The 25,583-nt window shown below is 65.2% G+C and carries 19 protein-coding genes; 1 reads left to right on the top strand and 18 read right to left on the bottom strand.

From position 1 onward, the window contains the following. Positions 1–29 precede the first annotated feature (29 nt). The 3 genes from putA to hemE all read right to left on the bottom strand — a co-directional run bounded on the left by putA (position 30) and on the right by hemE (position 8,156). Positions 30–3,962 (bottom strand): trifunctional transcriptional regulator/proline dehydrogenase/L-glutamate gamma-semialdehyde dehydrogenase, encoded by a 3,933-nt coding sequence (putA, locus tag QZM35_RS30580; RefSeq protein ID WP_301777399.1) that lies wholly within the window; start codon positions 3,960–3,962, stop codon positions 30–32. A 383-nt stretch (positions 3,963–4,345) separates the two neighbouring features. Further along, positions 4,346–6,607 (bottom strand): primosomal protein N', encoded by a 2,262-nt coding sequence (locus QZM35_RS30575; protein ID WP_301777398.1) that lies wholly within the window; start codon positions 6,605–6,607, stop codon positions 4,346–4,348. 454 nt (positions 6,608–7,061) lie between these two features. Further along, positions 7,062–8,156 (bottom strand): uroporphyrinogen decarboxylase, encoded by a 1,095-nt coding sequence (gene hemE / locus QZM35_RS30570; RefSeq protein ID WP_278190121.1) that lies wholly within the window; start codon positions 8,154–8,156, stop codon positions 7,062–7,064. A gap of 149 nt (positions 8,157–8,305) precedes the next feature. On the opposite strand from hemE, the gene QZM35_RS30565 reads away from it, so the two are divergent. After that, complete coding sequence (locus tag QZM35_RS30565; protein WP_301777397.1) at positions 8,306–9,106, top strand: transporter substrate-binding domain-containing protein; 801 nt, start codon at positions 8,306–8,308, stop codon at positions 9,104–9,106. 722 nt (positions 9,107–9,828) lie between these two features. On the opposite strand, the gene QZM35_RS30560 is transcribed toward QZM35_RS30565, so the two are convergent. The 15 genes from QZM35_RS30560 to mnmG form a co-directional block, all read right to left on the bottom strand. Continuing rightward, the gene (locus QZM35_RS30560) at positions 9,829–11,556 is read right to left on the bottom strand and encodes an AMP-binding protein (protein ID WP_089430406.1); all 1,728 of its coding nucleotides are present in this window, start codon (positions 11,554–11,556) and stop codon (positions 9,829–9,831) included. A 251-nt stretch (positions 11,557–11,807) separates the two neighbouring features. Further along, a complete protein-coding gene (locus tag QZM35_RS30555; protein ID WP_006477288.1) occupies positions 11,808–12,233 on the bottom strand; it encodes a F0F1 ATP synthase subunit epsilon in 426 nt (141 codons plus the stop codon). Positions 12,234–12,384: 151 nt separating this feature from the next. Then, complete coding sequence (gene atpD, locus QZM35_RS30550) at positions 12,385–13,779, bottom strand: F0F1 ATP synthase subunit beta (RefSeq protein ID WP_039322510.1); 1,395 nt, start codon at positions 13,777–13,779, stop codon at positions 12,385–12,387. 66 nt (positions 13,780–13,845) lie between these two features. Then, positions 13,846–14,721: a F0F1 ATP synthase subunit gamma gene (atpG, locus tag QZM35_RS30545; RefSeq protein WP_039351431.1), complete on the bottom strand. Its 876-nt coding sequence runs from the start codon at positions 14,719–14,721 to the stop codon at positions 13,846–13,848. 69 nt (positions 14,722–14,790) lie between these two features. After that, on the bottom strand, positions 14,791–16,332 hold the full coding sequence (gene atpA, locus QZM35_RS30540; protein WP_021160444.1) for a F0F1 ATP synthase subunit alpha: 1,542 nt from the start codon (positions 16,330–16,332) through the stop codon (positions 14,791–14,793). 44 nt (positions 16,333–16,376) lie between these two features. Continuing rightward, positions 16,377–16,916 (bottom strand): F0F1 ATP synthase subunit delta, encoded by a 540-nt coding sequence (locus tag QZM35_RS30535; RefSeq protein ID WP_011350524.1) that lies wholly within the window; start codon positions 16,914–16,916, stop codon positions 16,377–16,379. A gap of 2 nt (positions 16,917–16,918) precedes the next feature. Next, positions 16,919–17,389 carry a F0F1 ATP synthase subunit B gene (locus tag QZM35_RS30530; RefSeq protein WP_039351436.1) on the bottom strand — a complete coding sequence of 157 codons (471 nt, stop codon included), beginning with the start codon at positions 17,387–17,389 and terminating at the stop codon, positions 16,919–16,921. A 129-nt stretch (positions 17,390–17,518) separates the two neighbouring features. Beyond that, positions 17,519–17,788 (bottom strand): F0F1 ATP synthase subunit C, encoded by a 270-nt coding sequence (gene atpE, locus QZM35_RS30525; RefSeq protein WP_006482730.1) that lies wholly within the window; start codon positions 17,786–17,788, stop codon positions 17,519–17,521. A gap of 75 nt (positions 17,789–17,863) precedes the next feature. Beyond that, positions 17,864–18,715: a F0F1 ATP synthase subunit A gene (gene atpB / locus QZM35_RS30520; RefSeq protein ID WP_039351439.1), complete on the bottom strand. Its 852-nt coding sequence runs from the start codon at positions 18,713–18,715 to the stop codon at positions 17,864–17,866. A 109-nt stretch (positions 18,716–18,824) separates the two neighbouring features. After that, entirely contained in the window at positions 18,825–19,349 is a 525-nt protein-coding gene (locus tag QZM35_RS30515; RefSeq protein ID WP_089424151.1) for an ATP synthase subunit I, read from the bottom strand. Positions 19,350–19,916: 567 nt separating this feature from the next. Beyond that, complete coding sequence (locus QZM35_RS30510; RefSeq protein WP_089430404.1) at positions 19,917–21,047, bottom strand: SLC13 family permease; 1,131 nt, start codon at positions 21,045–21,047, stop codon at positions 19,917–19,919. 10 nt (positions 21,048–21,057) lie between these two features. After that, positions 21,058–21,951, bottom strand: coding sequence for a ParB/RepB/Spo0J family partition protein (locus QZM35_RS30505; RefSeq protein WP_027788713.1), 894 nt, complete (start codon positions 21,949–21,951; stop codon positions 21,058–21,060). 31 nt (positions 21,952–21,982) lie between these two features. Further along, entirely contained in the window at positions 21,983–22,762 is a 780-nt protein-coding gene (locus tag QZM35_RS30500; RefSeq protein ID WP_089424149.1) for a ParA family protein, read from the bottom strand. A 56-nt stretch (positions 22,763–22,818) separates the two neighbouring features. Next, complete coding sequence (rsmG, locus tag QZM35_RS30495; protein WP_089424148.1) at positions 22,819–23,505, bottom strand: 16S rRNA (guanine(527)-N(7))-methyltransferase RsmG; 687 nt, start codon at positions 23,503–23,505, stop codon at positions 22,819–22,821. After that, positions 23,502–25,472, bottom strand: a complete 1,971-nt coding sequence (gene mnmG, locus QZM35_RS30490) for a tRNA uridine-5-carboxymethylaminomethyl(34) synthesis enzyme MnmG (RefSeq protein WP_089430403.1) — start codon at positions 25,470–25,472, stop codon at positions 23,502–23,504. Before mnmG ends, rsmG begins: the two co-directional genes overlap by 4 nt. Positions 25,473–25,583: the final 111 nt, after the last annotated feature.

Raw genomic sequence — 25,583 nt, 5'->3', positions numbered from 1 at the left:
CCTATGTTTGATCCGAACGGCAAGGATGATCAGCCGATCGTCATCAAATTCGCATTGCCACCCGCCGCGGCCGTGTTCACGCTCACCGAGCGCTCCGTCAGCAGCCGCTCCAGCGCGTAATCTTCCGCATCGCCGTTCTCGAACGCGCCCACCGACACGCCCTGCACCGACACGATCGGGCCCGGCCGCTGCGCGACGTCCTTCACGAGCGTCTGCAGTTCGTCGCTGTCGCCTTCGAACAGCACCGCGTCGAACGGCGCGTCGGCCTGCTTGCGCACGGTCGCGTGCGCCTTCAGCGATGCCGGCAGCGCGGCCACCAGCGCCTCGCCAGCGGCACCCGCGAACAGCGCGCGGTTACCGGTCGCCAGCACCGCCGCGAACTGCGCGCGCGCACCGCCCGGCGTCGCCGCGACACACAACACCGTGCCGCGCGGGCCGAGTGTATACGTGTTTCGCTCGCCCGTCGGACCGGTCAGCACCGCGGTCGCACCGGCCGGCACCTGAGCCAGATAGCCGTCGCAACGCGCAGCCAGCGCCGGCTCGCGCTGCTCGATCAGCCAGTCGCGCAGCGTCGTGAGCGCCGCCGCCGGGTTGCCGCGTGCGTCGCCTTCCACCGCGCCGTCCGCGATCAGCGCCTGCGCGAGCGAACGCGGCAGGCCCGACGGACGCGTCGCGAGCAGGCGCTGCAGGTACAGCGCGCCGCCGGCCTTCGGGCCCGTGCCCGACAGCCCTTCGCCGCCGAACGGCTGCACGCCGACCACCGCGCCGATCACGTTGCGGTTCACGTAGATGTTGCCGACGTGCGCATTCGAGATCACGTGCGCGATCGTCTCGTCGATCCGCGTGTGGATGCCGAGCGTCAGGCCGTAGCCGGTCGCACGGATCTGTTCCAGCAGCTTGTCGAGCTGGCTGCGGCGATAACGCACGACGTGCAGCACCGGGCCGAACACCTCGCGCTTCAGCTCGTCGATGCTGCCGATCTCGATCAGCGTCGGCGGCACGAACGTGCCGTGCGCGCAGGCCTCGGGCATCGGCAGCTGCGTGACGCCGTGGCCCTTGTCCTTCATCGCCGCGACGTGCGTGTCGATCGTCTGCTTCGCTTCGGCGTCGATCACCGGGCCGACGTCGGTCGACAGCCGGTCGGGGTTGCCGAGCGCCAGTTCGTGCATCGCACCCTTGAGCATCGTCAGCGTGCGGTCCGCAACGTCGTCCTGCAGACACAGAACGCGCAGCGCCGAACACCGTTGACCGGCCGAGTCGAACGACGACTGCATCACGTCCGCGACGACCTGCTCCGCGAGCGCCGACGAGTCGACGATCATCGCGTTCTGGCCACCCGTTTCCGCGATCAGCGGGATCGGCTTGCCGTCCGGGTCGAGGCGCGCGGACAGCGTCTTGTTGATCAGGCGCGCGACTTCGGTCGAGCCGGTGAACATCACCGCACGCGTACGCGCGTCGGCCACCAGCGCCGCGCCGACGGTTTCGCCCGTGCCCGGCAGCAGCTGCACCGCACCGGCCGGCACGCCGGCCTCGCGCAGCAGGCGCACGGCCTGCGCGGCGATCAGCGGCGTCTGCTCGGCCGGCTTCGCGAGCACCGTGTTGCCGGCGGCGAGTGCCGCGGCGACCTGGCCCATGAAGATCGCGAGCGGGAAGTTCCACGGGCTGATACAGACCACGGGGCCCAGCGGGCGGTGCGTGTCGTTCGAGAATTCGTCGCGGATCTGCGCGGCGTAGTAGCGCAGGAAGTCGACCGCCTCACGAATCTCGGCGATCGCGTTCGGCAGCGACTTGCCGGCTTCGCGCAGGATCAGGCCCATCAGCGTGTGCATCTGCGCTTCGAGCAGGTCGGCCGCGCGCACCAGGCAATCGGCACGCGCATCGACCGGCGTCGCCTGCCAGATCGGCGCGGCGGCCACCGCGTGCGCGAGCGCCGCGCTCACGTGTTCGGCCGTCGCTTCGCTGACCGTGCCGACCAGGTCGCGCTGGTCGGCCGGGTTGCGCACGTCGCGGGCCGGCGCGTCGGCGAGCGTGTCGTCGGCGAGCATCGGCGCCGCGCGCCACGGGAAATGCGCACTCGCGAGCAGCGCGGACGACAGCGACGCGAGACGGTGTTCATTCGACAGGTCGAGGCCCATCGAGTTGGGACGCTCGTCGCCGTACAGGTTGCGCGGCAGCGGGATCTTCGTATGCGGCGCGCCGAGCGGCACGACCTTCGATGCCTCGTCGACCGGATCGGCGACCAGCTCCTTCACCGACACGGTCTTATCCGCGATGCGGTTCACGAACGACGTGTTCGCGCCGTTCTCGAGCAGGCGGCGCACCAGGTACGCGAGCAGCGTCTCGTGCGTGCCGACCGGCGCGTACACGCGGCACGGCCGGTTCAGCTTGTCGCGGCCGGTGACTTCCTCGTACAGCGGCTCGCCCATCCCGTGCAGGCACTGGAATTCGTACTGGCCCGGGTAATAGTTCTGGCCCGCGAGCTGGTAGATCGCGGCCAGCGTGTACGCGTTGTGCGTCGCGAACTGCGGGTACACGGCATCCGGCGCCGCGAGCAGCTTCTTCGCGCACGCGAGGTACGACACGTCCGTGTAGATCTTGCGCGTGTAGACCGGATAGCCTTCGAGGCCGTCGACCTGCGCCCGCTTGATCTCGGTATCCCAGTACGCGCCCTTCACGAGGCGGATCATCAGGCGGTGACGGCTGCGGCGCGCGAGATCGATCAGGTAGTCGATCACGAACGGGCAGCGCTTCTGGTAGCCCTGCACGACGAAGCCGATGCCGTTCCAGCCCGCGAGATCCGGATCGAAGCACAGCGCTTCAAGCAGGTCGAGCGACAGCTCGAGGCGGTCGGCCTCTTCCGCGTCGATGTTCAGGCCGATGTCGTAGCGGCGGGCGAGCAGCGCGAGCGCGCGCACGCGCGGCAGCAGCTCGCTCATCGTGCGGTCCTGCTGCGAGCGCGAGTAGCGTGCGTGCAGCGCGGACAGCTTGATCGAGATGCCCGGGCCTTCGTAGATGCCGCGGCCGCCGGCCGCCTTGCCGATCGCGTGGATCGCCTGTTCGTACGACGCGTAGTAGCGCTGCGCGTCCTCTTCGGTCGTCGCCGCTTCGCCGAGCATGTCGTACGAGTAGCGGAAGCCGCGCGCTTCGTACTTGCGGCTGTTCGCCAGTGCTTCGGAAATCGTCTCGCCGGTGACGAACTGCTCGCCCATCAGGCGCATCGCCATGTCGACGCCCTTGCGGATCAGCGGCTCGCCGCCGCGGCCGATCAGGCGCGTCAGCGCCGACGACAGCCCGGCTTCGCTGTTGGTCGTCACGAGCTTGCCGGTGATCATCAGCCCCCACGTGGCCGCGTTCACGAACAGCGACGGCGCGTGGCCGACGTGCGAGCGCCAGTCGCCCTTGCTGATCTTGTCGCGGATCAGCGCATCGCGGGTCGCGCGATCGGGAATGCGCAGCAGCGCTTCGGCGAGGCACATCAGCGCGACGCCTTCCTGGCTCGACAGCGAGAACTCGTGGATCAGCCCTTCGACACCGCCGCCCGAGCTCTTCTCGCGTAGCGCCTCGACGAGCTTCGTCGCGAGCGCCTGCACGTCCGCCTGCAGGTTCGCGGGCAGGCGCGCCTGGCCGAGCAGGAACGGCACGCATTCCGGCTCGGGGCGGCGGTACGCCGCCGTGATCGCCGCGCGCAGCACCGATTGCGGTTGCACGTTCTGCGCGAACTCGAGGAACGGATGCGGCGAGTTGTCGTCGTCGCCGTCCGTGGATTGACCGTCGGCGAGCTCCGTCACGCCGCTGTGGCCCGACAGCTCGGGCGGCAACTGGCCGTGCTCGATCCGCTCGAGATACGCGAAGATCGCCTGCTTGATCAGCCAGTGGGGAGTGCGCTCGAGACGCGCGGCGGCGTCCTTGAGGCGCGAGCGGAGAAGGTCGTCGACTTTGACGCCGAGAGTCGTGCTTGCCATGGTGGGTTCGTGCGCCGGTGCGAGCCCGGCAATGTGGTGTGAGAGGATGCGCGAAATCCTACGGCACGCAATAAAAAGGTGCAACCAAATTACGAGGCAGGTTGCACCCAGAGGTTACTCAATATAATCAGCCACTTATGCGGTTGCAACCTAGGAGTTGCCCGTGGTCGGAGGATCGGTGTTTTCCCTGAGCGGGCCGGTTTGACGGGCGTGCGCAACCTTCCGCGCGGGTCGCGGCGGACGAAAACGGGTTGCACTGGGTGCGGCGGAAGGCGGGACGCCCGGGCGCGGCCGGGCGGCAAGAGACAATTCAGGGGTACCCGGCCCGGTGGCCGGGGGTGCAACGCAGCGGCACGCGGCCCGGCAGCCGCATGCCGCGCCGCTCAGATATCCAGCGGATCGACCTCGACGCTCCACCGCAACACGCCTTTCAACGCGCGCAGCTCCGGCTGCCATGCGCGCAGCGCATGCTGCAGCGCCGCCCGCGATGCACTTTCGAGCAGCAACTGCGCGCGATGCACGTTCGCGACCTTGACGATCGTCATCGGCACCGCGTCGTAGACGGTCACGCGATCGGCGCCCGGCAGCCCCGGCAACGCGGCCGCGGCTTGCAGCAGGAACGCGAGCGCAGCGTCCAGCGTGCGCCCTTCGGCGCGTAGCAGCGCCTGGTAGACGAACGGCGGCAGGTGCGCGTCGCGGCGCTCGCCGAGCGTCGAATTCGCGAAGCCGACGTAGTCCTGCCGCCCGAGCGCGTGGTACAGCGCGTGGCGCGGGTAACGCGTCTGCACGAGCACTTCGCCCGGCAGCCCGGCGCGGCCCGCGCGGCCGCTCACCTGCATCAGCTGCGCGAACAGCCGTTCGCTCGCGCGGAAGTCGTGCGAGAACAGCGCGGTATCGGCATTGAGCACGCCGACGAGCGACACGCGCTGGAAGTCGTGCCCCTTCGCGATCATCTGCGTGCCGACGAGGATATCGACCTCACCCGCGTGCACATCGGAAAAGAGCGCCTGTGCGCTGCCCTTGCGGCGCGTGCTGTCCGCGTCGATCCGCAGCACGCGCGCGCCCGGCACGACCTCGGCGAGCGCCTCCTCGATGCGCTGCGTGCCGCGCCCGAGCGGCGCGATGTCCACGTTCCCGCACTCGGGACACGACCGCGGAATGCGCGATTCCCAGCCGCAGTGATGGCAGCGCAACGCGTGCTCGGGCTTGTGCAGCACGACGTACGCGCTGCAGCGCGGGCAGCCGGCGACCCAGCCGCAGGCGTCGCACGCGAGCTGCGGCGCATAACCGCGCCGGTTCAGGAACACGAGGCTCTGTTCGCCGCGCTCGAGCCGCGCCTTCAGCGCCGCGACGAGCGGCCCGGACAGCCCGCCCATCGACGCGCGCCCGCGCCGCCGTTCCTCTTCGAGATCGATCAGCCGCACGGTCGGCAGCGTCGCGTCGGCCACCGCGCGGCGCGACAGCGTGAGCCGCGTGTAACGGCCCTGCTCGGCCTGCCACCAGCTTTCGAGCGACGGCGTCGCCGAGCCGAGCACGACCGTGATGCCGAGCTGCTTCGCCCGCCATACGGCGAGGTCGCGCGCCGAATAGCGCAGCCCTTCCTGCTGCTTGTACGCGGGCTCGTGCTCTTCATCGACGACGATCAGCGCGAGCGTCGGCATCGACGCGAGCACCGCGAGGCGCGTACCGAGCACGATCCGCGCGCGGCCCGTATGCGCGGCGAGCCAGTTGCGCGCACGCTCGCCCTCGGCGAGCCCGCTGTGCAGCGTGACGATCGCGTCGTCGGCGAGCGCCCCCGCGAAGCGCGCGCGAAACGCGGCCTCGAACTGCGGCGTCAGGTTGATTTCGGGAACGAGCACGAGCGCCTGCGCATCCGGTCGCGCGTCGAGCAACGACGCGAGCGCATGCAGATAGACCTCGGTCTTGCCGCTGCCCGTCACGCCGTGCAGCAGGAACGGCGCGAAGCCCTGCGCGGCGCGGATCGCGTCGAGCGCCTCGGCCTGCTGGTCCGTGAGCGCCGGCGGCACAGTTCGTCCACCGGCTGCCAACAGGTTATCCACAGCTTTGGGCACAGGCGCATCGGCCCAGCCGATCTCCTCGACGTCGACCCAGCCGCGCGCCGCCCAGTCGTCAAGCGTGGCCGCCGCCTTCGGGTGCAGTGCGCGCGCCTCGGGCAGCGCCAGCGAGCCGCTGTCGACCAGCGCCCGCGCGAGCCGACGCAGCGCGGCGCCGCGCGCGGGCAATGCATCGGGCAGCGCCGCGCGGCCCGCTTCCGTCGGCCGGTAACGCACCTCGGGCGCGAGCAGCCGCCCCCAGCGCCCGGCATCGCGCAGCGCCTGCGGCAGCGCCGGCAACGCGACCTCGCCACGCCCGCGCTGGTAATAATCCGCGGCGAACGACACGAGCGCGAGCCAGTCCGGCGACAACGGCGGCAGGTCGGTGCAGATTGCGTCGACCGCACGCAGCCGCGACGGCGGCACGTCAGTGTGAGTCGTCACTTCGCAGACGAGCCCGACGGCCTGCCGCTTGCCGAATGGCACCTGCACGAGCGTGCCGGGCCCGGGCGCCGGTTGCGCGTCGCAGCGGTAATCGAACAGGGTGGCGAGCGGATGGTCGAGCGCGACGCGCAGATAGGTGCCGCTCATCCCGGCGCTCCGGTGGCGGGATGGGCCGCATGGGCATGGACGGCCGACATCCGCGCCCGCCTCGGGGCAGCGAACTTAAAGTAAAACTTCAGTTTCGGCGCTAAGTTTTGGATTCGCATTAGGAATCGCCGTATACCCTGCCCAGCCTGTGGATAACTTTGTTGAGAACTCGCCGCTCGATGGCCGCAACGCGCGCAGGGCCGCGCTTTCCGCTGATTTTCACCGCTTGCTACGGTGCCCCGCGGAGCCTTATGCCATAAGGCTGCTATTCAAATTACCGAACCATAGCGAGACAGATTGACCGATACAGGGCTCTACCGCGCTGCAACGTGGAAAATGTGTATAAGTCAAGTCTTGACAAGCACTGAATCGGCAACCGGTGCGGGGTTGCGCCCTGTTTAGTGCCAATAGCGAAACGCTGTCACGCCGCAGTGCAGCATGACAGCGCTTGCGTTCAGCCGGCGGCTCCGCTACGGATCGCGCGGCTGTGGCGATGCACTTCGTCGACGAGTTCGGCGACGTGATCGGGCGACGTGAATTGCGAAATGCCGTGCCCGAGGTTGAATACGTGGCCCGGATGGTTGCCATAGCTGTCGAGCACCGCACGCGCCTGCTCGCGCACCGCGGCCGGCGGCGCAAACAGGATCGTCGGGTCGAGGTTGCCCTGCAGCGCGACCTTGCCCGCAACGCGCTCGCGCGCCTGGCCGAGGTTGACCGTCCAGTCGAGCCCCACCGCGTCGACGCCGGTCGCCGCGATCTCCTCGAGCCACAGCCCGCCGCCCTTCGTGAACGTGATCACCGGCACGCGTTCGCCGTCGTGCTCGCGCTTGAGCTGCGACACCACGCGTCGGATGTAGTCCAGCGAGAAGCGCTGGTACGCGCCGTCCGCCAGCGCGCCGCCCCACGTATCGAAGATCATCACGGCCTGCGCGCCCGCTTCGATCTGCGCGTTCAGGTACGCGGCCACCGCCTGCGCGTTCACGTCGAGGATCCGGTGCATCAGGTCGGGGCGCGAATACGCCATCGACTTTACCGTGCGGAAGTCGTCCGACCCGCCGCCTTCGACCATGTAGCACGCGAGCGTCCACGGGCTGCCCGAAAAGCCGATCAGCGGCACACGCTGGCGGCCCTGGCCGTCGGTCAGCGCGCGACGGATCTCGCGCACGGCGCCCGTCACGTAGCCGAGCGTTTCCTCGATGTCCGGCACCGCGAGCTTCGCGACGTCGGCCTCGGTACGCACCGGATGCGCGAACTTCGGCCCTTCGCCCACCTGGAAGTCGAGGCCGAGCCCCATCGCGTCCGGAATCGTCAGGATGTCCGAGAACAGGATCGCGGCGTCGAGCGGAAAGCGCTCGAGCGGCTGCAGCGTCACTTCGGTCGCGTAGTCGGGATGCTTCGCGAGACCGAGGAAGCTGCCGGCGCGGGCGCGCGTCGCGTTGTATTCGGGCAGGTAGCGGCCGGCCTGGCGCATCAGCCAGATCGGCGTGTAGTCGGTCGGCTCGCGCAGAAGCGCACGCAGGAAGGTGTCGTTGAGCAGGGTATGGGCCACGGTAGGAGCGACGATGCGAGGGCAAAGCGGCATTTTACCGGACAGCCGCCCTCACGCTGCGCATGCCGACGCGATGGCGGCCATATGACGCGCGCGATGGCTCCGTTATGATCGGACGCTCATATCGAACGAAACGAAGGAGGAGACCGATGAAGACATTCGCCACGCTCGCCTCGGCCGCGCTGCTTTGCTGCGCCGCCGCGCACGCGCAGACCGGCGCGCTCGCCGCTGCCGCCGCACCGGGCGCCGCCTCGCGGCTCGACGACGTGCTCGCGCGCGGCACGCTGCGCGTGTGCACGACGGGCGACTACAAGCCGTATTCGTACTACCGCGCGGACGGCCGCTTCGAGGGCATCGACATCGACATGGCCGAATCGCTCGCGAAGTCGCTCGGCGTGAAGACCGACTACGTGAAGACAAGCTGGCCGAACCTGACCGGCGACTTCGTCGCGAAATGCGACATCGCGGTGGGTGGCGTGTCGACGACGCTCGAGCGCCAGAAGCGCGTGTTCTTCACGCAGCCGTACGTGGTCGACGGCAAGACGCCGATCGTGCGCTGCGCGGACGTCGACAAATACCAGACCGTCGCGCAGATCGACCGGCCGGAAACGCGCGTGATCGTGAACCCGGGCGGCACCAACGAGCGTTTCGCGAAGCAGTATTTCACGCACGCGAACCTCACCGTCTATCCGGACAACGTAACGATCTTCAAGCAGATCCTCGCCGGCAAGGCGGACGTGATGGTGACGGATGCATCCGAGACGCAACTGCAGCAAAAGCTGAATCCGGGCCTGTGCTCGGTGCATCCGGACAAGCCGTTCCAGTTCGGCGAGAAGGCGTACATGGTGCCGCGCGGCGACGTCGCGTTCCAGCAGTACGTCGATCAGTGGCTGCATCTCGCGCTGTCGACCGGCGAATACCAGGCGATTTCGGATAAATGGCTGAAGTAAGCAAGCTCGTGCGTGGCGGCCGATAGCGGGCACCGACCGCGCATCAGCCGCCTGCAAAAGTCGCTGCGCGGCGGTGGCCCCATCATCGCCGTTACACTTCGCTGCAGCGTGCCGACGCCCGGAAAATCGGCGCGAAGCCACCGAATTGGCCGAACGGCCGACTTCCGCGCCTGCCAATCACGTTTCAAAATCTTTCTGACGAATGAATCGTCATGCGCGGTATCGGCCGGACGGCGCATTTTCTCGCGTGCAAATCGGCAATTCGTCGCGCCTGATACGCATGAAAAACGCATCGTGCGCATGTGCTGAAAACGCTGCGGAAAATATGGGTAAAAATGACCTTTTTCGACCCCTCAAAAACAGCAAAAAATCCCGGAAAGCCTTATCTGGCGGGCGTTACAACCTGAAACACTTTGTTACCGCGACGGGTCATTAATTCGCCCACAATGGCCTCAACGGTTTCAACACGGATGCGGTCTCGTGTGCCAAGTGTGAGCGGACGCGAAGCGCTGCGAGCCAGTCGGTCACGTACCGAAGCCCTTCCGAGGGGCATCCCTGTTGGAGTCGTTTCCGGCCCCCCGCCGGACTCGGTTTCATCTTTGGTCTCCTCGCGCTAACCCCGTAGCGTGTGGTTTTTAGCGGGCTAATAAGCCCGCTTTTTTTCGTCCATCGAAAACGCAACGGCCCGCAGGCCGCCGCGTTTTTCCCGCCTTCATGCCGCGCTAGGCGGTCTTCTGCACGTCGAGCTTCAGCTCCTCGATCATCCGGTCGCGCATCACGAACTTCTGCACCTTGCCCGTGACCGTCATCGGCAGCTCGTCGACGAAGCGAATGTAGCGCGGGATCTTGTAGTGCGCGATCTGCCCGTTGCAGAACGCACGCACGTCGTCCTCCGTCATCTGCTCGTCCGCGCGCAGCACGATCCACGCGCACAGCTCCTCGCCGTACTTCGCATCGGGCACGCCGAATACCTGCGCGCTCTGAATCTTCGGATGCCGAAACAGGAATTCCTCGATCTCGCGCGGATAGACGTTCTCGCCGCCGCGAATCACCATGTCCTTCAGCCGGCCGACAATGTTGCAGTAGCCGTCCGCATCGAGCGTCGCGAGGTCGCCCGTATGCATCCACCCGTCCACCAGCACCTCGCGCGTCTTGGCGTCGTCGTCCCAGTAGCCGAGCATCACCGAATAGCCCTTCGTGCACAGCTCGCCCGTCACGCCGACCGGCACGATGGCGCCGCTCGGATCGACGATCTTCACTTCCAGATGCGGCTGGATGCGTCCGACCGTCGTCGTGCGCTTCTCGAGCGGATCGTCGGTCGAGCTCTGGAACGACACGGGGCTCGTTTCCGTCATCCCGTACGCGATCGTGATCTCCGACAGGTGCATCTGCGACACGACGCGCTTCATCGTCTCGATCGGGCACGGCGAGCCGGCCATGATCCCGGTGCGCAGCGTCGACAGGTCGAATTTCGCGAACTCGGGGTGATCGAGCTCGGCGATGAACATCGTCGGCACGCCGTGCAGCGCGGTGCAACGCTCGTCGGCCACCGCCGCGAGCGTCGCGACCGGGTCGAACGCTTCGCCGGGGAACACCATCGTTGCGCCCTTCGACACGCATGCGAGCACCGCGAGCACCATCCCGAAGCAGTGATACAGCGGCACCGGGATGCACAGCGTGTCCTGCTCGGTGAAACGCATCGCTGTCGCGATCGAGCGCCCGTTGTTGACGACGTTGCGGTGGGTGAGCGTCGCGCCCTTCGGGCTGCCGGTCGTGCCGCTGGTGAACTGGATGTTGATCGGCTCGCCGGCCGAGAGCGTCGCGCCGATCGCATCGAGCAATGCGGGATCGACGGCCTGGCGGCCGCGCGCCATCAGGTCCGCGAAGCGGAACATGCCGGCCGGCGCGACGTCGCCCATCGACACGACCGTGCGCAGGCTCGGCACGCGCGCTGCATGGAGATCGCCCGGCGTCGCGGTCGCGAGCTCCGGCGCGATGGTCTGCAGCATCTCGACGTACGCGGACGTCTTGAAGCGCTCGGCGGCGATCACGGCCTTGCAGCCGACCTTGTTCAGCGCGTATTCGAGCTCCGACAGCCGGTAGGCCGGATTGATGTTGACGAGCACCGCGCCGATCCGCGCGGTCGCGAACTGCGTGAGCAGCCATTCGCTGCGGTTCGGCGACCAGATGCCGACGCGATCGCCCTTCACGATGCCGAGCGCGGCCAGGCCCGCGGCCAGCACGTCGACCTCGTTCGCGAACTCGCGCCAGGTCCAGCGCACCTGCTGCTCGCGGAACACGACGGCCGGACGATCAGGAAAGCGCCCGGCCGTGTCGAGCAGGAACCGGCCGATCGTCGCTTCGGAGAGCGGCACATCGGTCGTGCCGCGCACATACGACAAGCCGTTTTCGGGCGCGATCAGCGCGCCCACGCCAAGGTCTGCTGCCATGAATGTCTCCGTCCTTTTTGTCTGATCGGCCTGCGCGCTTCCTGCGCCCGCCTCCGCCGCGCACTCGCGACGAATGGCCTCAACCCGGATGATGACGCGCGCGGCTGACGATACTCTGACAGCAAATCACGGCGAACGGATGAAATAGCACGACCGGACGGAATGATCCGGCCCGCAAAAATCAGACGAACACGACGGACGAAAAAAAGCAGCCCGAAGGCTGCTTTCTTTCGCGGGATACGCGGCGCGGCTCAGTGCCGGCTGCGAATCTTCGCCAGACGCTGGATCGCCTCGAGCTGCGCCATCGCGGTCGCGAGCTCGGATTGCGCCTTCGCGAGGTCGAGATCCGACTTCGCGTTCTGCAGCGTTTCCTCGGCACGCTTGCGTGCTTCCTCGGCTTTCGCCGCGTCGAGGTCCTTGCCGCGGATCGCGGTATCGGCGAGCACCGTCACGGCGCCCGGCTGCACTTCGAGAATGCCGCCCGCGACGAACACGAATTCGTCGTTGCCGCCCTCGACTTCGATGCGCACCGCACCCGGACGAATCCGCGTGATCAGCGGCGTGTGGCCCGGCAGAATGCCCAGCTCACCCGTTTCGCCCGGCAGCGCGACGAATTTCGCCTCGCCCGAGAAGATCTGCTCTTCCGCGCTGACGACGTCTACTTTGATGGTTGCCATATCGACTCCTGTCGATCGGAGCGGGCGCTAAAACGCCCACTTCGATCCCATGCACGGCGGATTGAGCATATTGCGTGGGTGCCGTGTCCCCTATCGCCAGTGCTATAGGAGAATCAACGGCCAACGGCACCCGCTGCGTTACGCCCGACCCTTACGAGATCTTCTTGGCCTTTTCGAAGGCTTCGTCGATCGTGCCGACCATGTAGAACGCCTGTTCCGGCAGGTGGTCGCACTCGCCGTCGACGATCATCTTGAAGCCGCGGATCGTTTCCTTCAGCGGCACGTACTTGCCCGGCGAGCCCGTGAACACTTCAGCAACGTGGAACGGCTGCGACAGGAAACGCTGGATCTTACGCGCGCGCGCGACCGACAGCTTGTCTTCCGGCGACAGTTCGTCCATGCCCAGAATCGCGATGATGTCGCGCAGTTCCTTGTAGCGCTGCAGCGTCTGCTGAACGCGACGGGTGATCGAGTAGTGCTCTTCACCGATCACGTTCGGGTCGATCTGGCGCGACGTCGAGTCGAGCGGGTCGACCGCCGGGTAGATACCCAGCGAAGCGATGTCACGCGACAGAACGACGGTTGCGTCCAGGTGGCCGAAGGTCGTAGCCGGCGACGGGTCGGTCAAGTCATCCGCAGGGACGTACACGGCCTGGACCGACGTAATCGAGCCCTTCTTGGTCGACGTGATGCGCTCTTGCAGCTTGCCCATTTCTTCAGCCAGCGTCGGCTGATAGCCCACTGCCGACGGCATACGGCCGAGCAGTGCCGACACTTCGGTACCGGCCAGCGTGAAACGGTAGATGTTGTCGACGAAGAACAGCACGTCGAGGCCTTCGTCACGGAAGTGCTCGGCCATCGTCAGGCCGGTCAGCGCGACGCGCAGACGGTTGCCCGGCGGCTCGTTCATCTGGCCGTACACCAGCGCGACCTTGTCGAGAACGTTCGAGTCCTTCATTTCGTGGTAGAAGTCGTTCCCTTCACGGGTACGCTCGCCCACGCCCGCGAACACGGAGTAACCGCCGTGCTCCTTCGCGATGTTGTTGATGAGCTCCATCATGTTGACGGTCTTGCCCACGCCAGCACCGCCGAACAGGCCAACCTTGCCGCCCTTTGCGAACGGGCAGATCAGGTCGATGACCTTGATACCCGTTTCGAGCAGTTCGGTCGACGGCGACAGTTCGTCGAACGCCGGAGCCTTCTGGTGGATCGAACGCGTCACGTCGCTTTCGATCGGGCCGGCTTCGTCGATCGGACGGCCAAGCACGTCCATGATTCGGCCGAGGGTCGGCTTGCCGACCGGCACCGAGATCGGCTTTGCCGTGTTCTTCACGGTCAGGCCGCGGCGCAGGCCGTCGGATGCACCCAGACAGATGGTACGGACAACGCCGTCGCCCAGCTGCTGCTGGACTTCGAGCGTCAGTTCCGAGCCATCGAGAATGAGCGCGTCGTAGATCTTCGGCATGCTGTCGCGCGGGAATTCCACGTCGATAACGGCGCCGATGCACTGTACGATCTTGCCTTCTACCAAAGCAGCAGTACTCATCGCTTTTCCTTTAAATACCTGATTCTTTACTCGCGCAAAGGCGCAGTTGTCGTCCCGGGCGCGCGCTTAAACAGCGGCTGCGCCGCCGACGATCTCCGACAGTTCTTTCGTGATCGCGGCCTGACGGCTCTTGTTGTATACGAGCTGCAGTTCGCTGATCACCGTCTTCGCGTTGTCGGACGCGGCCTTCATCGCGACCATGCGCGCCGATTGCTCGGACGCCATGTTTTCCGCGACGGCCTGGTACACCAGCGCCTCGACGTAACGCACGAGCAGTTCGTCGACGACTGCCTGCGCGTCCGGCTCGTAGATGTAGTCCCACGACGTGGCCGGCGTACCATCATCGGCTTCGAAGTGTTCCGACGACAGCGGCAGCAGCTGCTCGATCACGGCTTCCTGCTTCATCGTGTTGACGAAGCGCGTGTAAGCGATATAAACCGCCGACAGCTTGCCTTCCGAGTACAGGTCGAGCTGCGTCTTCACGGCGCCGATCAGCTTGTCCAGATGCGGGGTGTCGCCGAGGTGCACGACCTGCGACATCACCTTCGCGCCGAAGCGGTTCAGGAACCCGAGGCCCTTGCTACCGATCGCGGTGGCTTCGACCTTCTGGCCCTTCTCTTCCAGCTCCTTGAACTTCTGCACCGTCGCACGCAGCACGTTGGTGTTCAGACCGCCGCACAGACCCTTGTCCGTCGTGACAAGGATGATGCCGGCCGTCTGCGCGCCTTCGTTCGCCACCATGAACGGGTGGCGGTACTCCGGGTTCGCGCGGCTCATGTGCGCGGCGATGGCACGGACCTTGTCCGCATACGGACGAGCGGCGCGCATGCGTTCCTGCGCGCGGCGCATCTTCGATGCGGCCACCATTTCCATCGCCTTCGTGATCTTGCGCGTGTTCTGCACGCTCTTGATCTTGCCGCGAATTTCCTTCATTCCAGCCATAGCTTGCTCCTTGACCGAAGCGGCGCGGGCGCATCAGCACCCGCGCGGCCTCAGTGTGTCACTCGCGGATCAATAGGCACCGGACTTCTTGAAGGATTCGATCGCCGAGCGCAGTGCGCCTTCGTCGTCCTTCGAGAGATCCTTGGTGTCTTCGATGCGCTTGATGAGGTCAGCGTGGCTGGTCTTCAGGTTTTCGCGCAGGCCCTTCTCGAACGACAGCACTTGCTTGACGTCGAGGTCGTCGAGGTAGCCGTTGTTTGCGGCGTACAGCGACACGGCCAGTTCCCACACCTGCAGCGGCTGGTACTGCGGCTGCTTCAGCAGTTCCGTCACGCGGCGGCCGCGCTCGAGCTGCTTGCGGGTCGCTTCGTCGAGGTCCGATGCGAACTGCGCGAATGCCGCCAGTTCACGATACTGCGCGAGGTCGGTACGGATACCGCCCGACAGCTTCTTCACGACCTTCGTCTGAGCGGCGCCACCGACTCGCGACACCGACACGCCGGCGTTGATTGCCGGGCGGATGCCTGCGTTGAACAGGTCGGTTTCCAGGAAGATCTGGCCGTCGGTAATCGAGATCACGTTCGTCGGAACGAACGCGGTCACGTCGCCAGCCTGCGTTTCGATGACCGGCAGTGCCGTCAGCGAACCGCTCTTGCCCTTCACTTCGCCGTTCGTGAACTTCTCGACGTACTCTTCCGACACGCGAGCAGCACGCTCGAGCAGACGCGAGTGGAGATAGAACACGTCGCCCGGGTACGCTTCACGGCCCGGCGGGCGGCGCAGCAGCAGCGAGATCTGACGGTATGCCCAAGCCTGCTTGGTCAAGTCGTCATAGATGATCAGCGCGTCTTGGCCGCGGTCGCGGAAGTATTCGCCCATCGTGCAGCCGGCGTACGGTGCGAGGTACTGCATCGCTGCCGAATCCGAAGCCGAAGCGGCGACGACGATCGTGTATTCCATCGCGCCCGTTTCTTCGAGCTTGCGAACCACGTTCATGATCGACGAAGCCTTCTGGCCGATCGCGACGTAGATACAGATCAGGTCCTTGCCCTTCTGGTTGATGATCGCGTCGAGCGCCACCGCGGTCTTGCCGCACTGACGGTCGCCGATGATCAGCTCACGCTGGCCACGGCCGATCGGCACCATTGCGTCGATCGACTTGATGCCCGTCTGCACCGGCTGCGACACCGACTTACGCCAGATCACGCCCGGGGCGATCTTTTCGATCGCGTCGGTCAGCTTGGCGTTGACCGGGCCCTTGCCGTCGATCGGGTTGCCGAGCGCATCGACCACGCGGCCGACGAGTTCCGGACCAACCGGGACTTCGAGAATGCGGCCCGTCGTCTTGACGATGTCGCCTTCCGAGATGTGTTCGTATTCGCCGAGAATCACCGCGCCGACCGAGTCGCGCTCGAGGTTCAGCGCGAGGCCGAACGTGTTGCCCGGAAACTCGAGCATTTCGCCCTGCATCACGTCCGACAGGCCGTGGATACGCACGATACCGTCGGTCACGGAGATCACGGTGCCCTGGTTGCGAACGTCTGCGCTCGCTTCAAGGCCCTGGATCCGGCTCTTGATCAGCTCGCTGATCTCAGAGGGATTGAGTTGCATTATTCGCTCCTGATAGTCAATTCTGTTGCGTGCCGGCGTGGCGCTCAGGCGGTCAACGCAGCCTGCATCGATGCGAGGCGCGCGCGAACCGAGGTGTCGAGCACTTCGTCGCCGACCGTCACGCGCACGCCGCCAATCAGCGACGAATCGACTGCGACCGTCGGTTTCAGCTTGCGCTTGAACTTGCGTTCGAGGCCCGAGACGAGACTCTCGAGATCCGCGCCGTTCAGCGGGAACGCGCTCACGATCTCGGCGTCGGCTGCACCTTCACGTTCGTTCTTGAGCGCCTCGAACTGCTCGGCGATTTCCGGCAGCAGCGCGATGCGATGATTGTCGACCAGCATCTGCACGAAGTTCTTCGCTTCGGCGCCAGCTCCGAGCGGCGACTTCACCGCAGCAAGCAGCAACTCGGCTACTTGCGTGCGCGTCACCTTCGGGCTCGACGCGACCGACAGGACTTCCGGCAGACGCGCAACCTGGGCCAGCTCTTGCACGAGCGTGGACCAGGCGGCGATGTCACCGCCCTCGGCCACGCGGAACAGCGCTTCTGCGTAAGGGCGGGCGATGGTTGCAAGTTCGGCCATGATCAGAGCTCGGCTTTCAGTTGATTCAGCAGTTGGGCGTGGGCCGTTTGATCGACTTCGCGCTTCAGGATCTGCTCGGCGCCCTTCACGGCCAGCGTAGCGACTTCACCACGCAGCGCTTCGCGCGCCTTCACGATTTGCTGTTCTGCTTCCGCCTTCGCCTGGGCGATGATGCGGGCGGCTTCAGCCTGGGCGTTGGCCTTGATTTCCTCGGCGACCGCCTGGGCACGCTTTTCAGCGTCGGCGATGCGCTGCTGGCCGTCATTGCGGGCCTGCGCGAGTTCCTGGTCCACGCGCTTGTGCGCTGCGTCGAGTTCTGCCTTGCCCTTCTCGGCGGCGGCGAGGCCGTCGGCGATCTTCTTCGAACGTTCGTCGAGGGCGTTGATCAACGGCGGCCACACGAATTTCATCGTGAACCACGCGAGGACCAGGAACACGACCATTTGCGCAAACAGAGTTGCGTTGAGATTCACGGTGTTTCCTTATCTGCTATTCCGGAAAAATGAAACGGTAAGGCGCTCATCGAGTTGCATTCGATCAGCGCCCCAAGTCTCCGTTCCGCCCTGCGCCGGCTTGCGCCGGACGCATATTTCCGAGGAACCTTAGCCTGCGAGCTTCGACAGGAGCGGGTTCGCGAACGCGAACAGCATTGCAACACCCACGCCGATCAGGAATGCCGCGTCGATCAGACCAGCCAGCAGGAACATCTTCGTTTGCAGCGGGTTGATGAGTTCCGGCTGACGTGCGCAGGCTTCGATGTACTTACCACCCATCAGCGCGATACCGATACAGGCGCCGATTGCACCCAGGCCGATGATGATGCCGATACCGATGGCGGTCAGACCCTGGATGTTGGCGATGTAAGCTTGCATGATCACTCCTTTGTGAAAAGACTTGGAACTGAGATTTAAAAAACTAAAACGGAAACTCTTTCTTGCACGCCGCGCTTAGTGCTTGTCGTGCGCCTGGCCGAGATACACCAGCGTCAGCATCATGAAAATGAATGCCTGCAACAGAACAATCAGGATGTGGAAGATTGCCCAGACGCTACCCGCGATCACATGGCCAACGAAGCCGAGGAACGTTGCGTCGCCACCGAAGCTCCACATGCTGCCGAGCAGGGCGATCAACAGGAACAACAGCTCACCCGCGTACATGTTGCCGAACAGCCGCATACCGAGAGAGACGGTCTTCGCGAGATATTCGACGATGTTGAGCGCGAGGTTCGGGATCCACAGCAGCGGGTGGGCGCCAAACGGTGCCGACAGCAGCTCATGCACAAAGCCGCCCGCGCCCTTGATCTTGATGCTGTAGTAGATCATCAGGACGAACACGCCGAGCGCGATGCCGAGCGTGCCGTTCAGGTCGGCCGTCGGGACGATGCGATGGTGGGAAATCACGTCCGACAGACCAAGCAGGCCGATCACGCGGCCCGGCAGGTCGACCGGGAGGAAGTCGAGGGAGTTCATCAGCGCGACCCACACGAACACCGTGAGTGCGAGCGGGGCGATGAAGGTACGATTGCCGTGAACGATGGCCTTCGATTGGTCTTCGACCATCTCGACGAGCATCTCGATCGCGCACTGGAAACGGCCCGGCACGCCCGACGTCGCCTTGCGGGCGGCCAGACGCAGCAGGAGGATCGTCACGATGCCGCAAACGATCGACCAGAACAGCGTGTCGAGATTCCAGACGTGGATGTCGAAAATCGACGTCTGATGCGAGGTGGAGAAATTCTGCAAGTGGTGCGCAATGTACTCGGACGGATCCGGACCGCGCGTGCCTTCGCTAGCTGCCATATCGTTAATGCCACCCAAATTGTCGAAAATCGTTTTGCCCGTTCCGCAACACGCTATTGCGGGAACGGGCTGGTGCGGTTCGTTGTCGAAACCGCACGCTGCTTGTTCCTTACCGCCAGGCCAGCGCGATCCAGTACGTCTTCAGCACGACGAGGTACGTGACGAGGAACGGCACCCAGTGCACGCCGGACCAGCCGAACGCCACTGCAGTGAACATCCCGATCGTCAGAGCGAGCTTCAGGGCTTCGCCCATCACCCAGCTCATCACGGTGGCCGAGCCACCTGCCTTCAGTCGTGCCACGAATACCGCACTGGGCACCCAGCCGATCGCTCCGCCCAGAAACGCGGATTGCGCAGCGGCGCCCGGCGACTTTGAAAACAGCCACCACGCCAGCGTTGCAACCAGGGACAGAACCACTTGCGCGAATACCACCTTATAGGGGGTCACGCGCGAGGGCTTGCTCACGTTCGGGCCGAACAGCTTTTCGGCGTCTGCCCGCGTGAGCGGAACGATGTTGTTATCTTGTTGCTCGGCGTCCCAGTCATCGTCGAATTCGCGCCGCTCGCCGGCCGCTGAAGCGGTGCGTTGCGTGCGCTGATCATCGTGCCTGTCGTCCGGCGCCTGACCCGCCATCGCAATCTTCCGCAAAATCCTTGAACCCGGCCCCAAGCTTTCTGAAAGCTTTCAGGGGTGCCTAGCTAACAAATCCGGGCGATTGTAAGCGATAGTTGCAAGTGATTCAAGGCTTTAGACGCGACAAAAACCTGCGTAAAACGACGCCTCATCATGTGAAAAAACGGGCGATTCGACGACGTACGATGACAGTTGTAAGGTCGCTTTTTTGCACCGGTATTTCTTGCTCGAAAAAATCCGGCGACGAGGAAATGGCGAGGAAACGATGCCCGGCGCGGGTGCCGTCGGGGCGGCACGATCACCACCAGGAGCCCGCGCCGTGACGCGGCTCCGGGCCCGAGCTCAGCACGAAACCCCGAACAGACGAAACACTGTGATCACCCGGCCGCGCCGGATGCGCGAAATCCGGACTGATGCTGACGCAACGAATTATCCAATCAGTTGTCATGCCACCACAGTCGATCGACTGTGGATTGCGGCACTTATCAACAACCCCGCACCAGCGCGAATGCTGTGCACCCTCCCCGCCACCCGAATGGCACGCCTGTGCCACACGCACCACATCGTTCAACCATGAACGAGCAGCCACGCACCGAGTGCCGCGCTGGCGAGCGCGAACGGAATCGAGACCAGGTGGAACGGCAGCCACATGCGCGGCTCCTTCGCGAGACGCACCGCGATCAGGTTCGCAAGCGAGCCGATCGCGAAACCGAATCCGCCGACCGATACGCCGAACGCGAGCGCGCGCCAATCATGCGTGAACTCGGACAGCAGGATCGCGGCCGGCACGTTGCTGATGCCCTGTGACAGCACGGCACCAGCCGCAAAGATGCGCAGCGGTGAATCGAGATTCGCATGCGCAATCGTGTCATGGATGACGGGCAGCGCAGCCGCGCTGCGCAGCACGACGAACATCAGCACGAAGATCAGCAGCAACAGCCAGTCGATCTTCAGGACTGCGTCACGTTTGGCGACGAGCAGCACGATCGAGACGGCAAGCAGGCCCGGCAGCGGATGGTGCGCATCGGCGAGCAGCACGAAGGCCGCGAACAGCACTGCGGCGATCAGCGCGTGCAGGCGTTGTACGGGAATGGCGACGACGTCGCCGGACAGGTCGAGCGGTTTCGCACGAAACGCGCACGCGGTCAGCACGAGCAGCAGCGCCATCAGCGCGATCGCGAGCGGCCCGAGCGTGACCACGAAGCGGCCGAACGACACGCCGCTCAATTGCCACAGGAAAAGATTCTGGGGATTGCCGAGCGGCGTCGCGACGGACCCTGCGTTGACGGCCAGCGCGACGACGATCACGAGCCGCCGGAACGGCAGTGGCGTCAGCGCACGCAGCGACACCATCAGCGGCACGACGACGAACAGCGCGACGTCGTTGGTGAGCCACATCGACAGCAACGCGGCGAACCCGACGAGCAGCATCGCGAGCCCGCGTTCGGAGTGCACATGATGCACGATGCGGTGTGCGAGCCACATCAGGCAGCCGGACAACTCGAGCGCCTTGGTCAGCATCAGCAGGCCCGCGAGCGTCGCGACCGTCTGCCAGTCGACCCGATCGGCCAACACGGAAAATGGTTGCGGACGCACCCATTGCAGCACGATCAGCCCAAGCACAAGCACCGATAGCACGGGCTCCTGCGCAAGCCACCCCAACCACCGGCGCGGCGCCGGTGCGTCCGTCTCCGCCATGCGCCGCCCTTTACTCTTCGGTTGCGACGTTGCCGCGCAGTCGCACGAGAATGCCCTCGAGCGCGTCGAGGTTGCCGAAGTCGATCGTCACCTGCCCTCGCCCGCGGCGGCCAAGCTTGATCTTCACCGTCGACGCGAGCAGGTCGGACAACTCCTCCTCGAGACGGCGCGTATCGCGACCGCCATCGTCCTTCGCGCGCGCCTTCACCGCCGGCGCTTCCTTCGTCGTGTGCGTGACGAGCTTTTCGGTCTCGCGCACCGACATGCGCTTGTTGACGACCTGATGGGCAAGCGTGATCTGCGTGGCCGCATCGACGGCGAGCAGCGCGCGCGCGTGCCCCATGTCGAGATCACCGGCCAGCAGCATCGTCTGCACCGGCGAAGCCAGGTTCAGCAGGCGCAGCAGGTTCGATACCGCGCTGCGCGAACGGCCGACCGATTCGGCCGCCTGTTCGTGCGTGAAACCGAACTCGTCGAGCAGGCGCTGGATGCCGTGCGCTTCTTCAAGCGGGTTCAGATCCTCGCGCTGGATGTTCTCGATCAGCGCCATCGCCGCGGCGGCCTGATCCGATACGTCCTTCACGAGCACCGGCACTTCATCGAGGCCCGCCAGGCGCGCCGCACGGAAACGGCGCTCACCCGCGATGATCTCGTATTTGTCTGATGAAATAGGCCGTACCAGGATCGGCTGCATCACGCCCTGCGCGCGGATGCTTGCCGCGAGCTCCTGCAGGCTGCCTTCGTCCATCCGCGTACGCGGCTGGTACTTGCCGGCCTGCAGCTTGCCGAGCGCGAGCGTGTTCGGTGCCCCTTCGATCTTCACCGCTTCGGTGATATCGGCACTGCCGCCGAGCAGCGCTTCGAGGCCACGTCCCAAGCCCTTCTTCTTTGGTACCGCGTTCATGTCTTTCTTCCTCGCTTCGCTCATGTCCGGATCACGACACCTCGAACGCGCGAACGCGGTCGATCATTTCGGCACCGAACTGGAGATACGCTTGCGCACCACGCGAGCTGCGGTCGAACACGACGCCCGGCAGCCCATAACTCGGCGCTTCCGCCAGGCGCACGTTACGCGGAATCACCGCGTCGAACACCTTGTCGCCGAAGTGCGCTTTCAGTTGATCGGAGACTTGCTGCTGCAGCGTGATGCGCGGATCGAACATCACGCGCAGCAAGCCGATGATCTTCAGGTCGCGGTTCATGTTCGCGTGAACCTGCTTGATCGTGTTGACGAGGTCCGACAACCCTTCCAGTGCGAAGTACTCGCACTGCATCGGAATCACGACGCCGTGCGCCGCGCACAGCCCGTTCAGCGTCAGCAGCGACAGCGTCGGCGGACAGTCGATCAGCACGAAGTCGTAGTCGTCGGACACGCGCTCGAGCGCAGCCTTCAGCCGGCGCTCGCGGTTGTCGATGCTGATCAGTTCGATCTCGGCACCGGACAGCTCGCGATTCGCGGGCAGCACGTCGTAGGTGACGCCGTCCGGACGGATGCGCGCATCGGTCACCGACACGCCGTCGACCAGCACCTCGTACACGGTCGCTTCGCAAGCAGCCTTGTCGATCCCGCTGCCCATCGTCGCGTTACCCTGCGGGTCGAGATCGATCAGCAGGACTCGTTGCTCCTGCGCTGCAAGGCTTGCGGCGAGATTGACCGATGTCGTCGTCTTGCCGACGCCCCCCTTCTGGTTCGCAACGCAGAAGATCTTTGCCATCGTTGGTGTGTTCCCTTTACCTTCAAACAAACGGCGCGCTACTGCGCGCCTGCCCTTCAATTCGCTTCGTCGACGGCCACTTCGATCAGATGCCGTTCGGCATCGAGCATCGGCACCGCCAGCCGTATCGTCTGCTTCACGCGGCTGCCTTCCGGCAATCGCGCAATCTCGTCGTCCGGATGGACGCCCTTCATCGCCCAGATCGATCCGCCCGGCGCGACCAGATGTCGAGCAAGTTTAACGAAGTCGGACAGATCCGCGAAAGCGCGGGATACGATCATGTCGAATTTTTCCGGCACTTCAACACCCGGCTGCAGCGATTCGACCCGACCGGTGACCACCGACAGGTTCGCGAGCTTCAGCTCCGCGCGCATCTGAGTCTGGAAGGCAGACTTCTTCTGCACGATATCGTTCAGCGTGACCTGCCAATCCGGCTCGACGATCGCCAGCACGATACCGGGCAACCCGCCGCCCGAACCGACGTCGAGCACGCGGGCCGATGCACGGCCGCGCAGATGCGGGACGATGGAAAGCGAATCGAGGATGTGCTGGATCAGCATCTGCTTCGGGTCGCGGATCGCGGTCAGGTTGTAGACCGCGTTCCACTTGCCGAGCAGCGCGACGTAGTCGAGCAGCTGGTTGAGTTGCGCATCCGTCAGGGTGAGGTCGAGCGCCGTCGTGCCTTCGACGAGCATCTGCTCCAGTACGTCCCGATTAACCGCCGGCGCGCGACGCGCCGTCATTGTTGCGTCGGGACGGCGCCGCCCCCCTGCTCCGTTGCCTCTGCGGCACTGCCATTACGGCGCCCGAGGCCGCGGCGCTTCAGGTGCACCATCAGCAGCGAGATCGCTGCCGGCGTGACACCCGAGATGCGCGATGCCTGCCCGATCGTCTCCGGCCGGAACTCGTTGAGCTTCTGGCTCACCTCGAACGACAGGCCGCGGACTTCGCGGTAATCGATACCGTCCGGCAGGCGCGTGTTCTCGTTCGCGTCGTTGCGTTCGATCTCGGAGGCCTGGCGCTCGATATAGCCCTGATACTTGATACCGATCTCGACCTGCTCCTTGATCTGCTCGAGCATCACCGGATCGTCGGCCAGCGGCTCTGCGGGGCCGCACTCGCCGCCCTTCAGTCCACACACGCCGTCGTAGCTGATACCCGGGCGGCGCAGCAGCTCGGCGAGGCTGTATTCGTGATCGATCGCCTTGCCGAGGAGCGCGGTCGCCTCTTCCGCCGGCAACGTCTTCGGCGTGACCCACGTCGACTTCAGGCGTTCGGTTTCACGTGAAACAGCGTCGCGCTTCCGGCTGAATGCGTCCCAGCGCACGTCGTCGACGAGGCCCAGTTCGCGGCCGATCTCGGTCAGGCGCATGTCGGCATTGTCTTCACGCAGGCTGAGGCGATACTCGGCGCGGCTCGTGAACATCCGGTACGGCTCGGCCACGCCGCGCGTCACGAGATCGTCCACCAGCACGCCGAGGTAGGCCTGGTCACGGCGCGGGCACCATGCGTCCTTCTCCTGCACGTAACGGCCCGCATTGAGGCCGGCCAGCAGGCCCTGCGCGGCCGCTTCTTCATAGCCAGTCGTGCCGTTGATCTGGCCCGCGAAGAACAGTCCGTTGATCGCCTTCGTCTCGAGCGATGCCTTCAGCGCGCGCGGATCGAAGTAGTCGTACTCGATCGCGTAGCCGGGGCGCAGGATATGCGCGTTCTCGAGGCCGCGCATCGAATGCACGAGCTCGAGCTGGACATCGAACGGCAGGCTCGTCGAGATCCCGTTCGGGTAGAACTCGTTGGTCGTCAGCCCTTCCGGCTCCAGGAAGATCTGGTGCGATTCCTTCGACGCGAACCGGTGAATCTTGTCCTCGATCGACGGGCAATAGCGCGGCCCGACGCCCTCGATCACGCCTGTATACATAGGCGAACGGTCGAGACCGCCACGAATGATGTCGTGCGTGCGCTCGTTCGTGTGCGTGACCCAGCACGGCAGTTGCTGCGGATGCTGCTCCGCGCGGCCCAGGAACGAGAAGACGGGGATCGGATCGAGATCGCCCGGCTGCTCGGTCAGCTGCGAGAAATCGATCGAGCGGCCATCGATACGCGGCGGCGTACCGGTCTTCAGGCGGCCCTGCGGCAGCTTCAGCTCCTTCAGGCGCGACGACAGCGACACGGCCGCCGGATCGCCCGCGCGGCCGCCCGTGTAGTTGTTCAGGCCGACGTGGATCTTGCCGTCAAGGAACGTCCCGGCGGTCAGCACGACCGCGCGAGCGCGGAAGCGGATGCCGATCTGTGTGACGGCACCCACCACACGGTCGCCTTCGACCATCAGGTCGTCGACGGCCTGCTGGAACAGCCAGAGGTTCGGCTGGTTCTCGAGCCGATGGCGGATCGCGGCCTTGTACAGGATACGGTCGGCCTGCGCACGCGTCGCGCGCACGGCCGGCCCTTTCGACGAATTGAGGATCCGGAACTGGATACCACTCTCGTCCGTCGCGGCTGCCATTGCGCCGCCCAGCGCATCGACTTCCTTGACCAGATGGCCCTTGCCAATGCCGCCGATCGACGGATTGCAGCTCATCTGCCCAAGCGTTTCGATGTTGTGGGTCAGCAGCAGTGTCTTTGCGCCCATGCGGGCGGACGCCAGCGCGGCTTCGGTGCCGGCATGACCGCCACCGACGACGATGACGTCAAATTCTGTGGGAAAAAGCATGGTGGATTCCGCACGCAGGGCTGCGCACGAACCTATCAGAGAAATGTATGGGGCGAATTATAGCGGGTTCGCTTTTCCCCCGAATGCCGTCCGAATGGTAGGGTCTGTGCA

Source organism: Burkholderia sp. AU45274, from assembly GCF_030482505.1.
GTDB lineage: Bacteria > Pseudomonadota > Gammaproteobacteria > Burkholderiales > Burkholderiaceae > Burkholderia.
The sequence above is the reverse complement of the archived record's forward strand: the minus strand, read 5'-3'. Positions and strand labels throughout refer to the sequence as shown.